This window comes from Pseudomonas sp. SJZ103, assembly GCF_007828335.1.
In the GTDB taxonomy this organism is placed as follows: domain Bacteria; phylum Pseudomonadota; class Gammaproteobacteria; order Pseudomonadales; family Pseudomonadaceae; genus Aquipseudomonas.
In genome coordinates, this window is record NZ_VIUN01000014.1 from 87,366 (window position 1) to 100,592 (window position 13,227).

Consider the following 13,227-nt stretch of genomic DNA (forward strand, 5'->3'; position numbering starts at 1 on the left):
GCAAGATGACAGTGAGAGAAAATTCATGGGTGCTCATTACTGGAGCGTCCAGCGGATTCGGCAAGGAATTTGCCCGACAGTACGCCGCAAAAGGGAAATCGCTGATTCTGGTGGCCCGCAGGCTGAACGAGCTTGAAGCACTCGCGGACGAATTGCGTAGTCGTTTCGACGTCGACGTGATGGTGCAGCAAGCAGATCTTTCATCAATAAATGTGATTATCGATCTGCATCGGCGCCTGCATGACAGCAATACGGTGGTCGATGTCCTGATCAACAATGCGGGTTACGGCTTGCAGGGAGCATTCCTGGATGAGCCCCTCGAAAGCTCCCTGGCGATGATCGACCTGGACGTCGCCAGCCTGACCGCCATCACTCGTCTGTTTGCAGAGGACATGCGGGCCAGGCGCAAGGGGCATATTTTGATGACGGCCAGCCTGCTGTCCTACCAAGGCGTGAAGAATTTCGCGGTTTACTCTGCCGCCAAGGCTTACGTACTCAGATTCTCCGACGCACTGCATCGTGAACTCAAACAAGACGGTGTGGTGGTCACAGCGCTTTGTCCAGGGATGTCGGATACCGGGTTTGCAGCAAGTGCCAAACAAAAGATAACACCGGTCTTGAAGAGGGTCATGATGCAACCTGAGCCTGTCGTTCGAGCAGGGATACAAGCGTTGCACGCGGGCCGTATGAGCGTCGTGCCGGGCTTTGGCAACAAGGCTATTGCGGTCTTGACCTGGGCCACCCCCCGTCGACTTCATCAGGGCCTGATGTCGCGCGTAATGGGTGTTTGAGCGGACCAGGCAATGCCCCCGACGACGGATACCTAATTCAATAGGTATCCGCTCTCAGGCCCCGCAGTGAGTCAGAATCGATAACTGACAGAAGTCCCCAAACCACTCGCGCTATTTTTATACTTCGAGCTGTAGGCGCCTCTTGAGGCGGATACGTCATTGACCTGTACGCTTTCCTCCCATAGGTAGGAATACGCCACATCGATCGTGACATTCTCTGCCGGCGTCCACCCTGCCCCGACACTGATGACTTTCCGGTCACCGGTAGGGATTCGCGGCCCACGGTTGACGTTGTTGGCGGGGGACTGGTCAACCGAGAAGCCGGCGCGAAGAACCCACTGATTGTTCAGCTTATACGCCGTGCCGATAGCGTGCGCCCACGTGTCGTGCCAATTCTGCTCCTCGGTAATGCGACTCAGTGTTCCGCTCAACGCCGCAGGCAAACCACTGTTTTCGAACACCAACTCTTTGAAGCGACTCCAGCGCGTCCACGTACTCCCCAGGTAGAGCGTCCAGTCACTGTTGAGTTGATGAGTCACGGAAAAATCGACTGATTCCGGGGTGTCCACATCCAAGGAAGCGTCATAGCTCGTACCGCTTACACCCAGCACACTGAAGATGCCGTCGGTGAGCTTGGTCTTGGCATCCAGCTGGTAGCTGACCTTGGAGTGATAGGTCAGACCCAACCGAGTTCGATCTGTCGCTTGCACTAGAATACCCGCGTTAAACCCAAGCGCCGTGTCGTCGCCGGTGCTTTTGAGTTTTCCGTCATTGCGGCCTGGGCTGAGTGGATTGAGCACCATCCCGGAAAGCTCACCACTGATACGGTTGATGGTCGGTCCGAAACCGATCGAGACCTTGTCGTTGAACGCATAGCTGATGGTGGGCTGAAACGTAAGGGTCGTGACCTCACTTTTGTTGGCGTAGTAGCGGCCGGCGAACCCACTGCCATAATCGGTCATTAGCCCAAACGGCACATAGAAACCCACACCGAACGCCCAATGCTCATCGATGGGTTTGACGTAGTACCCCATGGGCACTGTCGTGGTCGGCACCATGTCCCCGTCCTCCTGCCCCCCGAATGTGCTGCGCGTCTGGCTTATATTGGCCTTTGCGAAAAGCGTTGCCGCCCCGACGCTGGCCTGCTCTTTTTTCAAGCGAGACATACCGGCCGGATTACCAAAGACGGTACTCGCATCTTCTGCAGATGAAGAACGGCCGGCAAATCCGGAGCCCATCCCACTGATGCTTTGTTCATTGAGAGCGAAACCGCTCGCGAACAGTTGAGTCGACGAGAGGGCCACAGCAAGGCCAAGCGGGGTCCTGCGCAGTATTTTTTTCATTATTAGGACTCGATAGATCATCGGGATAAAGCGGTAGAGAGCGTCACGCTGAGCTCGGGCTACCGGGAGGGGCCGCTGCGCAGATGTACGAAGATCGTGCGCGCCATGGCGATCCCTCCAGGATAGGTAAAGCATATTTATTCATGTGACCATTAATGTCAACAGTCACAAATTCGGCAAATGAACATGCATGGCTACGCGGCAAATGCTGCGCGGACAATCCACTCAGTTACGTAGTGAGGTTTGATACATGGCTGTGAATGCGGGGATCAGGCCCCGGATTTGAGTTAATACCGCGCCCCGGAAAATGGTGTCCACCCGGATAGGTGTTCACCATCATCTAAGCGTTGATATCAGAGCAAAGTGATAGAGATGACTAGCGCAGGCTCACGGCATCAAGCTACGCAGAATGAGATTGGAGGTGAGGACCGGAGCCAGCTCGACGAAGTCAAGGTTGTATTGCAAAAGCAACGGATTGACGAAAGGGCGCAGCGCAAGGTGGATCGAATCGACTGTTTCGTCCAAGGGTGTTTTGCGTTCAAATTCGCCGATTTCTCGGCCTTCACGCACAATCTGCAACACGAAGTCCCTGACCAAGGCATCATATTGCTGAGCGCAGGGCCAGTTCTCAGACGCTGCAAATGCGGCGATGTCATAGAGTTTTCGATCACTGAAGAACAAATTCACCCCGGTAGCGATCAGCGTTTTCACCAGGCGTCGAAAACGTTCGGTCGGCGAGATGTCCTCTGCATTAATGGCCTGTTCTACGGCCGCGATGATTTCCGCCAGGCAATTGCCACAGATAGCCTCACCAATCGCCTGCTTGGAATCAAAAAACTTGTAGATGTACGCCTTGGAAAACCCGATCGCTTTCGCCAGGTCGGAAACCGTGGTTTTGCTATAGCCGTATTGACTGAAGTGCTGATTGGCCGCCACGACGATCTGATTCCGGATTTCATGATCGGCTGGGCCACGGATGCTGGGGGAAGCTATGGATGTCTTGTTCATACGAGCTAGCTTACGCATCCGAAAAGCGCTTGACAACGAGTGACCAAATTATACTTTTGTCACAACCTCGCGATGATCAGGGTTGGTTTTAGGTGAATTGTCTCTACGCGGAAGGCCAAACACCTCCCCCATCAATCCCTGTCAGCTTGCCGGATTGCGTGCCGTGACGATCCACGTCGCGCCGTCGATCATCACCGACCGCTCGCCGGGTAGGCCCGCGAAGGCGGCGCGAACCGCGGCCCAGGCGCGGGCTCGAATGGCGTCGGGCTGATCAGCGAGCACAAGCGCCAGCGGCCCCCCCTCGAATGCCATCTTCACCGCGTCGTCGATCGCCGTGTCCCGCGTCACGCCCTCGCCGAACGGGATGGAAGCATCGAAGGGCGTGCTGGTGATATCGGTGAAGCCGGCCGCTGTCAGGATGCGTGCCACGCGCTCCCGGTCGCCAAACGAGAATGGGCCGGGCGCTTCGGGACCGGGCGGCGCGGGTAGCGGGACGATGTCCTTGATCGCGCCCATCGGCAGGCGCAGCCAATCGTTCTCGGCCAGGCCGCGCCAGCAGACGAAAGCGACCCGCCCGCCCGGCCGCAGCGCACGCCGCATATGGGCAAACGCCCCAGTCGGATCGTCGAAGAACATCACCCCGAAACGCGAGAACAGGATGTCGAACGCGCCCTCGGGCAGCTCGGCGCTGCTGGCGTCGGCCACCCGGAACAGGGCCGGCGTATCCTTCGGCGCAAGCGCACGCGCTCGGCCGATCAACGGTTCGGATATGTCCACGCCTAGCACATGGCCGCCCGCGCCGACGCGAGCGGCCAGAGCCAGACTCGAGGCGCCCGCGCCGCAGCCGACGTCCAGAACGCGTTCGCCCGTCGCGGGCGCGGCGGCTTCTATCGCGGCCTGGCCGAACACCGCGAACATGGCGTCGAGCCGGGCCTGGTTGGCGGCCCAGTACTCTCCACTTTGGCCATTCCAGTCGGCTACCTGATAGGCATTTTGCTCTGTCATGACATCTCCTCGTTTTGATTCGCTCTTAACTAGGCCGTGCAAAAGCCGGGAACGGCGACCTTCTGGAACAGGTGCGGGCTGCCTACGACGGATGACGGATAGGCCGAAAGCTTCGCGACGAACTCGGGATGGGTGAGGCCGGCGCGGACCGTCTCGGTGGATTCCCACACCACATAGTTCAGGTAAGTCGGGCTATCGCCGATCGCTCGATGCAGTTGCATGGAAATGAAGCCCGGTTGCTTCGTTATGATCTCGGCAGCCGCCTTGAAAGCGTCCAGGAAGCCCGCTTCGTCGGCGTAATCGAGCGTGAAGAGGTTGATGAGCACGACTGGCGCGGCCGCGATGCCGAGTTGGCGCTCAAGCGGGAATTTATCGTCTAGCGGTTTGAATTTACGGTCTTGCGGCTTTTGGTCGGCCATGGTGGCGCTCCTGTCTATTGTGAAATTGAAACTGGCGTGATCGATGCTGCTTCGAAGCAACATTCAGAAACCAGCAACCACCGAAGAAGGGAACCTGTGCTCTCAAACCAACATCGACTGCTGGGCGGAGATACCCGCCGTCGCGCCTTGCCATGATGCCGTGGTGACCGAGGGCATGAGGGGATTGGCGAGGTCGCCGGCGGCGTAGACGCCGGGCATGCTGGTTTCGCGGCGCTCGTCGACCTTGAGGGCGATGCCCAGGGGTGTATCGACCGTGGCGAGGCCCAGCGATTCATGCAGGCTTGCGGACGGCTTGTTGCGCGGATGCGCGAACAGAATGTCGACCGCGACAGGGGGGCCGGCGTCGAGCCTGACGGTGGTGTTATGGCTCTCGTCATGGTCGATTTCGGTGATCCGGCCATCGACGACAGGGATGCCGCGGCGCGCCAGATCGGCCCGGATGTCGGGTGGAATGTCGTGACCATTGGCGAAGACCGTCAATGTGTCGGTCCAGTCGTGGTATAGCCTGACGTAGTTGTGCGACGGCGGGCCGGACCAGACGAGGCCCCAATGCCGGCCGGCAACTTCAAAGCCGTCGCAATAGGGGCAGGGCACGATGGAGGTGCCCCAGCCTTCGGCAAAGCCGGGAACTTCAGGCATCTGATCGGCGACGCCATAGCTCAGGATCAGGCGGCGCGCCTTGAGGCTTTCGCCATCGCCAGTGAGGACGGAGAAATCGTCGATGGCGCCGGAGATACTCTCGGCCCGGGCAGTGACCAGCCTGACCGTGGGATAGCGCGCCAGCTGCTGCCGCGCCTCGGCCAGGATCTCCAGCGGTGGCTTGTGGTCGTGGCCGAGCAGGCCATGCGAGTGGTCGGCGAAGCGATTGCGCGGCAGGCCGGTATCGAGAACGGTGACCTTTCGGCGGGCACGGCCAAGCTGCAGGGCGGCGGCAAGCCCGGCAAAGCTGCCGCCGATGATGATGACGTCATTCATGGTGATGGGCTCCGTGCTGTGGATGAAGGGAGATTGGCTTGCACTTTTAAGATACTTTGAAGTACCCTAATTCAAGAATTAGAATACTGTCAAGTACTGGAATTTTTTATGAGCGAAAACAGTCAGGGCCGGCGCGGCCGGCCCGCCAACGAGGCGCTTGGCCAAACGATAGCCGACGCCGCGTGCGAACTTTTTGTGGAATTGGGTTTTCAAGCGACGACAATGGACAAGGTCGCCCAGCGGGCGAAGATATCCAAGCTAAGCATCTATCGGCACTTCGAGAACAAGGAGGCGCTGTTCAGCGCAGCCATCGCGGCCCACTGCCAGCAGTTTGCACCACAAGCCCTTTTTGAAGGCGTCGGCGGTTCGGCCGAAGATCAGCTCATGGCGGTGGGATCAACCCTGCTTCGCACGCTGTTGAGCCCGGACGTGCGGAGTGTCGAAGCCATGATCATGGCCGACAAGACGAATCAAAAGTCGTTAAGCAAGCGCCAATACGAAGCCGGCCCCGCCTATGTCATCGCCCAAATCGAGGCCTTGTTGCGTCAGTTGCACGCGAAGGCGGTGCTGAACGTGCCCGATCCTCTTCAGTCCGCCCGCTTGTTTGCCGCGCTCTTCAAAGGATCCGATCTCCTGATTATCGCGCGCTTCGATGAGGCGAGAGCAGAGGACGACAACGAAATCGAATCCTATTGCCGGTCGGCCGTCGCCATGTTCATCACCGCGCACGGCGGCAACGACCACGCCGGCGGATAAGCATTTTATTGCTCCAGGCAGCTTGGGTTGCTGATCCAGTATATGGAGGCGCACTGAATACCAGTCACGGCCACCCCGGCCCGCTGCAGAAATCGCCATTCGAGATCGCTCGAACACCCGTGCAATTGGGGGCAAAACTGGGGGCATAATTCGAGTTTTTCACGCTATAACTACCGCGCTAGAGCTTAGTCAAAATGTTTTTTGGGGATCCTGAGAGTCTCTAGGTTTCGCCGGGCGAGCTGTTCATCTGATCATTTCTGCCTTTCCACAAACCATGGAGCTCCATTCACTTCCAGTGGATTGCTACATTGGGGGCACATCTGAGGGCATGCTTTGGATGGTTTGAAAAGGATGCCCCCAGCCCGACCCGCAAAAAGCCTCTCTCGAAATAACTCTCGCCCAAGCCAAAGAGTAGCGTCCATCCACGCCCCCGCCGTCACCAACTCTTCCAGGGTTTCCAACAGAATTTTTTTCCCAGCTCAAGGCCAGCCGACTGCTCCTGCGATCCTTGAGCGTGGTCAACGAGACCGTGGAGCGAATGCCCGGTCGTTCAATCGCGTGACCCACCAGGCCCCCCATGGCTACATCCTCCTGGACTGCGGCATGCGCCAGGATCGAGTAGCCCATGCCTTCGGCGACCATCCGTTTGGTCAGACTGACACTGTCCACGTCGAATATCACATTCAAATGAAATCCGCTCTGTGCCGCCACTTGTTCAATCAGCCGGCGGTTGCTGTGAGGCAGACCGGGAAGGATCAATGGAAAATCCGCCAGCCCCATGATGCGCACCGATTTCGGCGTCTCCCCAGGCGGTCCGACCAGCACCATGCGTTTACTGAAAATCGGCCGCACATCAAAGGCCTCAAGCAGTGGCTGGTTGTACACCACGGCGACCTGGATCCGACCGTCCAGTAACCACTCCTGCAGCGACGTGCTCAAGCCTTCCGATACATGCAATGAGGCCTTGGGCCAACGCTCGTGAAAACGCCGGATCAATTGCGGGGCTCTGCCACTACACGCGACCTAACATCGCCCTGAAGCTGAATGACATCAGTTTTGTCCACCGCTCAGGCGCGCTTCAAAACAACGGCGGCGCCTACTGCTGAAGAAACCTTCGGCCCCTTGGTGCCGCTGTTTCGTTTCTCCAGCGAAAATGAAGGCGCGCGCACTGGGTATCGCTGAGGCTCAGCAGGCCTTCGATGCCTCGCCCAAGCGGTGGTAAGCACGGTTGAAATACACTAGGCCTTCGTCCGCGCCGCTTTGGCGAATGGTCTGGACCTCACAGTAGAAAATACTGTGGGAGCCCACTTCATGGACCTGCACGATCCGGCAGTCGAAATTCACCAGCGCTTGCAGCATCACGGGCGCACCGCTTTCAAGCGTGGTCCAGCCTGTGACGGCAAAGCGCTCATCCATACTCAACGTGCGGTCGGCAAAGGCACCGGATAAATGCTGATGATCGCCGCACAGGGTGTTTACGCACACTGTGCCGTTACGCTTGAAATGCTCGTTGGAATGAGAGGAACGGTTCATGCATACCAACAGGGTCGGCGGTGAATCAGTCACGCTGCACACCGCCGAGGCGGTAAAGCCGAACCGGCCTGCCACGCCATCAGTGGTGATGACCGACACGGCACCGCCCAGCATGGCCATTGCATTGCGAAAGCTGCCTACGTCTACCATTGTCGTTCCCCTTAGATATCCAGCACGAGTTTTTTAGATTTGGCTCGTGAACAGCACACTAGAATTTGATCATTGCCGGCCTTCTCATCGTCCGTCAGGTACACATCACGATGATCCGGCTCGCCTTCGAGCACATCGCACAGGCAGGTACCGCACACACCCTGCTCGCAGGAAATCTCGATCTTGATCCCGACCTGCGCCAGTGCGGCGAGAATGCTCTGCCCTTCTGCCACCTGCACGGTCTTGCCGCTGCGGGCCGCTACCACTTCGAAGCTGCCCCCCGAGCTGTCCACTTCCACTTGGAAATATTCCTTGTGGATGTGCGCTTCGGTGTAGCCCTGGTCGCGGGCGCCCTGAATCACCCAATCCATGAAGCCGGCGGGACCGCAGGTGTACATGTGCACGCCGGTCTTGCCCTCGCCCAGCACCTTGGCCAGGTCGAGCTTCTGTTCGGCCCCTTCATCGTCGAAGTGGGTAAACACCTGCGCGGCAAACGGTGCGTCGGCCAGTTCCGCCAAGAACGCACTGCGTCCGCGCTCACGGCCGCAGTAATGCAGTTCGAAGGGCTGGCCGGCCGCGTGCAGCGCGTAGGCCATGGCGATCATCGGGGTCACGCCGATCCCGCCACCCAGCAGCACCGAACGCCGCGCCTGCGGTGCAAGCGCGAACAGATTGCGCGGTACGCTGATCTGCACCTCGCAGCCTTCGAGCAGGGTGTCATGCACCCCGACCGAACCGCCGCGCGATGCCGGATCCTTGAGCACACCCAGGCGGTACAGGCTCGGATCCGCAGGGTTGCCGCACAACGAGTACTGGCGCACCAGCCCCGGGGCAATATGGATATCCACATGCGCGCCGGCGTCGAACGCGGGCAACGGTGCGCCGTCGCGACGGGTCAGGTCCAGGACGACAACGCCGTCCCCTTGCAGCTCGCGCTTGCGCACGACTACGTCCAACAGTTCTTCAGTCATGGCCGTTATTCCATGGAGTTCGCAAAGGCCGCCGTGGCGGCCGCTATCAGTCAGCGCATGAACAAGCCGCCATTCACATCCCACGTCGCCCCGGTAGTGAAATAGGCGTCGGGCCGGGCCAACTGCACAATTAGGTCACCGAGAAAATCTGCATCTCCCAGGCGCTGCACCGGGATATTGGCGAGCAGTCCCGGCAGGCGTTCGACCGGTATGGCTGCGCGCACCGCCGCCGACTCGATAGGGCCAGGGGCAATGGCATTGACCGTCACCCCGCGGGCGGCAAACTCCTTGGCGAAGATCTTGGTCAGCGTCACGATGCCGCCCTTGCTCGCGGCATAGTGTGCGCCGGTCGCAGTACCGCCGTTCTGGCCGGCCAGGGACGCCATGTTGATGATCCGCCCATAGCCGGTTTCGGCCATGTACGCGCCCAGCACCTGGCAGCCGAGGAAGACGCTGCGCAGGTTCAGGCCCACCACGGCGTCGAATTCCTCGGGGCTGATCTGCATCAGCGGCGTGGTCTTGGTGACGGCAGCGTTATTGACCACCACGTGCAGCGCGCCGAAGCGCGCCAGCACCTCGTCCAGCCCCGCTTCGAAATCGGCTTTGCTCCCGGCGTCCAGTTGCAGCGCAAGCGTGCGCTCGCCGCCCGGGTCCAACTGGTGGGCGCACGCCTGTGCGGCTTCAAGGTTGAGGTCGGTGATCGCCACCGAGTACCCGGCCCGCAGGAGGCTGGCGCAGAAATGCTGCCCCAGCCCCTGCCCCGCACCCGTCACCAATGCAATATGGCTCATGTCGGCGCGCCTCAAAGGATGTAGCCGATACCGGCAAGGGCATCGTCACTGTTGATCAGGCTGACCACTTTGCGCTGGATCTTGAAACCACCCTCGCTGCGGATCAGTTGGTAGGTAAGGTCGGCGCTGTAGAACTTCAGGTTTTCCTTGCGGAACTCACGGATGTTCTGCGCGCAGCGCACAGTCACCTGCACGCCGTCATCGACCAACACCCGGAACCGCGACTGCATGCGCACCGTTCGCGGTTGCGGGCTGGTGGAGATCGATTCGCCGCCGGTCAGGCGCTGCACCCGCAGTTCACGCATATGATGGTCGTCGTAGGCGTAGTTGAGGGTGTTCTCGAAGTCGGTTTCCTTGGGGTCGATGGGAATGATGTAGGTGCCCTTCTCGGTCCACATCTTCAACCAGCCGTCGTATTCTCCGTGGTCGAGCATGTCGCCTTCCTGCCAGATGAAAGCGGTCACTTCTTGCAGTAATTGCAGGTTCATAAGGTTCTCCACGGATCAGGCCGACATCATCTTTTTCCACTGCTGATAGGCGGCGCGCATACCGGTTTCGGCACTCACGTCGGATACCAGCCCGTCTGCGCTGGCCTGCTCGCCGGGCAAGCCGCGGTTGAGCATGATCCATAGATCTTCACCAGCGTTGGCGCCCTTCTGTACCCGCTCCCAGGCCTCGGAATCGTCCGGAGTGCCGAAGCCCATCGGCCCCTGGAAGTGCTCATGCAGGCGCAGTCGATAGCGGTTGGCCACGGCCGGCCCGCCGTCCATGGTGATCACCGAGTGGTGGATTTCGGTCTCGGTCACCGAGATCGGCTGCAGCACCCGGAAAAACGCCATCGAGCATGCAACGTTGGGGAACAGGTTGAGGTTGAAGCCGGTGCCGCCGACCGCACGCACGATCCGGCGCACCTGCTGCTCCTCGATGCCCTCGTCACGCAGCTCGGCGGCCAGCTCTTCGAAGCGCTCGGGAATCGGCTTGTCCAGGTCGGCTTCGAGGTCGATCAAGTCGGGAATCATCACCATCACGCTGTGGCCGTTGCCCAGGTCCTCGACGTAGCCAGGTCCTTTGACGAAGTCGAACAGCGCCAGGGTCTGCTCATCCACCGACGACAGAAAACTCTTGTGCACCAACGGGAAGTGGTAGGCGTCGGTGGTGTTTTCCAGCTGGATCTTCCAGTTGCCGGGGAAGCGAAAACGGTGCTCGCCCGGCACCTTGATGCCATAACCGGCGCCCTGCTTCATGAACAGGTCCATCCATTTTTTCGCCGCACCGAGGTAGTCTTCCAGCGGCTCGATGTCGTCCTTGAAGGTGGCGAAGATCATGCCGGCGTAGCTTTCGGTACGCAGGCTGACCAGCGGCAGCTCGGCCTTGTCGATGCAGTCGCCGTAGCTTTCCGGGTGTGGGATGCCACGCAGTGAGCCGTCGAGCGCGTAGCCCCAGCCGTGGTAAGGGCAGACGAAGCTGTTGGTCTTGCCTTTTTTGTGTTCGCACACAGTGGCGCCACGGTGGCGACAACGGTTGAGCAGCACGTGCACGTCTTTCTTGCGGTCACGCACCACGATCACCGGCTGCTTGCCGATATAGGTGGTCTTGTAGCTGCCGTTGTCGGGGATCTCGCTTTCGTGGGCGACCCAGATCCAGGTGCTATAGAAAATCTTCTCCAGCTCGGCGTCGAACAGTTGCGCATCGGTATACATCGAGGTGTGGACGCGATCGGCCTGTACCCGTTCAGCGGGGTCGACGGCGAGGTTTACAGCGGGAATCAGCTTGCTCATGGAAGTATCCTCGTCGGCATCAAGTACGCTGAATGATCAGCTCGCGCCCAACCCGGGCTTCAACCTTGGTGTAGCGCCACAGCTTGTAAGGGCCATCGCCCACCGGGGTGCTACGAAACAGGTTGCACGCGGCATGCACGGTCTCGATATCCGGCACGTCGGCCAACAGGTAGGTGGTCCAGGGGAAGCCATCGGACGGCCCGACCATGCTCTGGTCGTCATCCATATTGCCCAGCACCTTGACCCCGGCCAGGTCGTGGATACCGTTCCACATTGCACTGAACGCTGCCCACACCTGCAATTGTTCATCGCGCGGGGCATCGAAAAAATTCTGGTTGATGCCCATGCAGAACAGCACGCGCAAGGTCTTTTTATCGCTCATTTCATTTCCTCGACGGTTAGAGGTAGCCAGGCAAAGGCTGTTTGCCGAAGAACATGGCTCCGGCATTTTGATAGGTGATGTCGCCCATGAAAGCGTGCTGGGTCACCACCTGGGCGTCGTTGACGCAGCGTGCCAGCGGGCTGTCGTTGTACACACCGCTCATGCCCGAGAGCATCTGCGCGGTGCGCGCCACATCGGCAGCGACGCGGGTGGCATGGGTCGACGACAGGCGCAGTAGGTTGGTTGCGGCCACCGGCACCGCATCGCCGGCCAGTACGTAGTTCCAGGCGCGGTCGATGGACTCGTAGAAAAACGCCCGCGCGGCTCGCAGCTCGGCTTCTGCCCGGGCAATATCGACCTGGGCCAGGGGCCGGTCGGCAATCGCCGGGGCGCCGGTGACCGAGACGCGCCCGCTGGCCATGTCCGAAAGGGCATCCAGTGCCGCGCGGGCGACGCCAAGGCCGACGACCGACAGCACTTGGGTGGCGAACGACAGCGACGGGTAACGAAAGAACGGCTCGTCCAGGTTCGGCAGGCCGCCGCGCACGAAGGTCCACTCCTCGCAGACCCGCACGTTTTCCACCACCAAGTCATGGCTGCCGGTGCCGAGCAGGCCGACGGTGTCCCAGGTTTCGTCGATGCGGATCTCACTGCGCGGCATCACTGCAATGCGTGGCAGGCCGAAGGTGTCGCCGTTCTTCGGGGCGATACCGACGCCGACAATGTCGGCGCCCAGGGAGCCGCTGGAGTATTTCCAACGACCATTGACCACAAAGCCGCCTTCGACCACTTCCGCCGGTTGCGGCGGAAAGATGCCACCGGCGAATACCCGGTCAGGACCATCGGCATACACCTTGGCGATGCTGTCCAGCGGCAGTGCGGCAAGGTAAACCGGGCTCATGCCGAAGCTGGCAACCCAGCCGGCAGAACCATCGGCCTGGGCAATACGCTCGATCAACTGGCAGAACTCGGCCGGCGAACACTCCAGGCCACCGAAGCGCTTGGGCACCAGCGCCCGATAAACGCCGTGCTGTTTGAAGGACTCGATCACATCCCGCGAGATGTGGCGCTGGCGGTCGAATTCACCGGCCCTGGCACGCTCACGCACATCGACAAGCAAGGCGTCGAAGGTCGGGCCACTGGCAAGCGAGCTCACGGTATCGACCGCTGGTTTTTTTAGCGAATGCATACATTTACTCCGTTGTCAGGAACGGTATTGGGCTGAGCAGGAAGGCAGTGTCGAGCTGGGACGGGAGACGGAACGGGGGCGATGGATCGGCATAGTGGTTACCTTTGTTTTTGTG

15 protein-coding genes are annotated in these 13,227 nt (G+C 60.0%); 2 read left to right on the plus strand and 13 right to left on the minus strand.

What is annotated here, in order from left to right; genetic code table 11:
• Positions 1-5: 5 nt before the first annotated feature.
• A complete protein-coding gene (locus tag FBY10_RS24915; RefSeq protein WP_092484067.1) occupies positions 6-791 on the plus strand; it encodes an SDR family oxidoreductase in 786 nt (261 codons plus the stop codon).
• 71 nt (positions 792-862) lie between these two features.
• Here the strand turns inward: FBY10_RS24915 and FBY10_RS24920 are convergent, their stop codons facing one another.
• The 5 genes from FBY10_RS24920 to FBY10_RS24940 form a co-directional block, all read right to left on the minus strand.
• Positions 863-2,134: an OmpP1/FadL family transporter gene (locus tag FBY10_RS24920; protein WP_137211798.1), complete on the minus strand. Its 1,272-nt coding sequence runs from the start codon at positions 2,132-2,134 to the stop codon at positions 863-865.
• Between the two features lie 387 nt (positions 2,135-2,521).
• Positions 2,522-3,142 (minus strand): TetR/AcrR family transcriptional regulator, encoded by a 621-nt coding sequence (locus tag FBY10_RS24925; RefSeq protein ID WP_145338138.1) that lies wholly within the window; start codon positions 3,140-3,142, stop codon positions 2,522-2,524.
• Positions 3,143-3,283: 141 nt separating this feature from the next.
• Positions 3,284-4,147, minus strand: coding sequence for a class I SAM-dependent methyltransferase (locus FBY10_RS24930; protein WP_145338139.1), 864 nt, complete (start codon positions 4,145-4,147; stop codon positions 3,284-3,286).
• Between the two features lie 29 nt (positions 4,148-4,176).
• The gene (locus tag FBY10_RS24935) at positions 4,177-4,566 is read right to left on the minus strand and encodes an antibiotic biosynthesis monooxygenase (RefSeq protein ID WP_054984084.1); all 390 of its coding nucleotides are present in this window, start codon (positions 4,564-4,566) and stop codon (positions 4,177-4,179) included.
• Positions 4,567-4,668: 102 nt separating this feature from the next.
• Positions 4,669-5,562, minus strand: a complete 894-nt coding sequence (locus tag FBY10_RS24940) for an NAD(P)/FAD-dependent oxidoreductase (protein ID WP_055005290.1) — start codon at positions 5,560-5,562, stop codon at positions 4,669-4,671.
• A 108-nt stretch (positions 5,563-5,670) separates the two neighbouring features.
• On the opposite strand from FBY10_RS24940, the gene FBY10_RS24945 reads away from it, so the two are divergent.
• A complete protein-coding gene (locus FBY10_RS24945) occupies positions 5,671-6,318 on the plus strand; it encodes a TetR/AcrR family transcriptional regulator (protein WP_145338140.1) in 648 nt (215 codons plus the stop codon).
• A gap of 303 nt (positions 6,319-6,621) precedes the next feature.
• Here FBY10_RS24945 and FBY10_RS24950 read toward each other — a convergent pair whose 3' ends face one another.
• The 8 genes from FBY10_RS24950 to iacA form a co-directional block, all read right to left on the minus strand.
• Positions 6,622-7,314, minus strand: coding sequence for a LysR substrate-binding domain-containing protein (locus tag FBY10_RS24950; RefSeq protein ID WP_306100829.1), 693 nt, complete (start codon positions 7,312-7,314; stop codon positions 6,622-6,624).
• A 189-nt stretch (positions 7,315-7,503) separates the two neighbouring features.
• Complete coding sequence (locus FBY10_RS24955; protein WP_065930110.1) at positions 7,504-8,001, minus strand: flavin reductase; 498 nt, start codon at positions 7,999-8,001, stop codon at positions 7,504-7,506.
• A gap of 11 nt (positions 8,002-8,012) precedes the next feature.
• The gene (locus tag FBY10_RS24960) at positions 8,013-8,972 is read right to left on the minus strand and encodes a PDR/VanB family oxidoreductase (RefSeq protein ID WP_099491986.1); all 960 of its coding nucleotides are present in this window, start codon (positions 8,970-8,972) and stop codon (positions 8,013-8,015) included.
• Positions 8,973-9,022: 50 nt separating this feature from the next.
• Positions 9,023-9,763, minus strand: a complete 741-nt coding sequence (locus FBY10_RS24965) for an SDR family NAD(P)-dependent oxidoreductase (protein WP_145338141.1) — start codon at positions 9,761-9,763, stop codon at positions 9,023-9,025.
• A gap of 11 nt (positions 9,764-9,774) precedes the next feature.
• A complete protein-coding gene (locus tag FBY10_RS24970; RefSeq protein ID WP_145338142.1) occupies positions 9,775-10,251 on the minus strand; it encodes an aromatic-ring-hydroxylating dioxygenase subunit beta in 477 nt (158 codons plus the stop codon).
• A 15-nt stretch (positions 10,252-10,266) separates the two neighbouring features.
• Positions 10,267-11,541 (minus strand): Rieske 2Fe-2S domain-containing protein, encoded by a 1,275-nt coding sequence (locus tag FBY10_RS24975; protein WP_099491983.1) that lies wholly within the window; start codon positions 11,539-11,541, stop codon positions 10,267-10,269.
• A gap of 19 nt (positions 11,542-11,560) precedes the next feature.
• Positions 11,561-11,923: a hypothetical protein gene (locus FBY10_RS24980; protein WP_017528258.1), complete on the minus strand. Its 363-nt coding sequence runs from the start codon at positions 11,921-11,923 to the stop codon at positions 11,561-11,563.
• A 16-nt stretch (positions 11,924-11,939) separates the two neighbouring features.
• Entirely contained in the window at positions 11,940-13,112 is a 1,173-nt protein-coding gene (gene iacA, locus FBY10_RS24985) for an indole-3-acetate monooxygenase (RefSeq protein ID WP_145338143.1), read from the minus strand.
• Between the last annotated feature and the right edge of the window lie 115 nt (positions 13,113-13,227).

Excerpts from the sequence above, each read along its gene's own strand:
- FBY10_RS24915 (WP_092484067.1), top strand. The coding sequence starts at position 6 with ATGACAGTGAGAGAAAATTCATGGGTGCTCATTACTGGAGCGTCCAGC.
- FBY10_RS24920 (WP_137211798.1), bottom strand. The coding sequence starts at position 2,134 with ATGAAAAAAATACTGCGCAGGACCCCGCTTGGCCTTGCTGTGGCCCTC.
- FBY10_RS24925 (WP_145338138.1), bottom strand. The coding sequence starts at position 3,142 with ATGAACAAGACATCCATAGCTTCCCCCAGCATCCGTGGCCCAGCCGAT.
- FBY10_RS24930 (WP_145338139.1), bottom strand. The coding sequence starts at position 4,147 with ATGACAGAGCAAAATGCCTATCAGGTAGCCGACTGGAATGGCCAAAGT.
- FBY10_RS24935 (WP_054984084.1), bottom strand. The coding sequence starts at position 4,566 with ATGGCCGACCAAAAGCCGCAAGACCGTAAATTCAAACCGCTAGACGAT.
- FBY10_RS24940 (WP_055005290.1), bottom strand. The coding sequence starts at position 5,562 with ATGAATGACGTCATCATCATCGGCGGCAGCTTTGCCGGGCTTGCCGCC.
- FBY10_RS24945 (WP_145338140.1), top strand. The coding sequence starts at position 5,671 with ATGAGCGAAAACAGTCAGGGCCGGCGCGGCCGGCCCGCCAACGAGGCG.
- FBY10_RS24955 (WP_065930110.1), bottom strand. The coding sequence starts at position 8,001 with ATGGTAGACGTAGGCAGCTTTCGCAATGCAATGGCCATGCTGGGCGGT.
- FBY10_RS24960 (WP_099491986.1), bottom strand. The coding sequence starts at position 8,972 with ATGACTGAAGAACTGTTGGACGTAGTCGTGCGCAAGCGCGAGCTGCAA.
- FBY10_RS24965 (WP_145338141.1), bottom strand. The coding sequence starts at position 9,763 with ATGAGCCATATTGCATTGGTGACGGGTGCGGGGCAGGGGCTGGGGCAG.
- FBY10_RS24970 (WP_145338142.1), bottom strand. The coding sequence starts at position 10,251 with ATGAACCTGCAATTACTGCAAGAAGTGACCGCTTTCATCTGGCAGGAA.
- FBY10_RS24975 (WP_099491983.1), bottom strand. The coding sequence starts at position 11,541 with ATGAGCAAGCTGATTCCCGCTGTAAACCTCGCCGTCGACCCCGCTGAA.
- FBY10_RS24980 (WP_017528258.1), bottom strand. The coding sequence starts at position 11,923 with ATGAGCGATAAAAAGACCTTGCGCGTGCTGTTCTGCATGGGCATCAAC.
- iacA (WP_145338143.1), bottom strand. The coding sequence starts at position 13,112 with ATGCATTCGCTAAAAAAACCAGCGGTCGATACCGTGAGCTCGCTTGCC.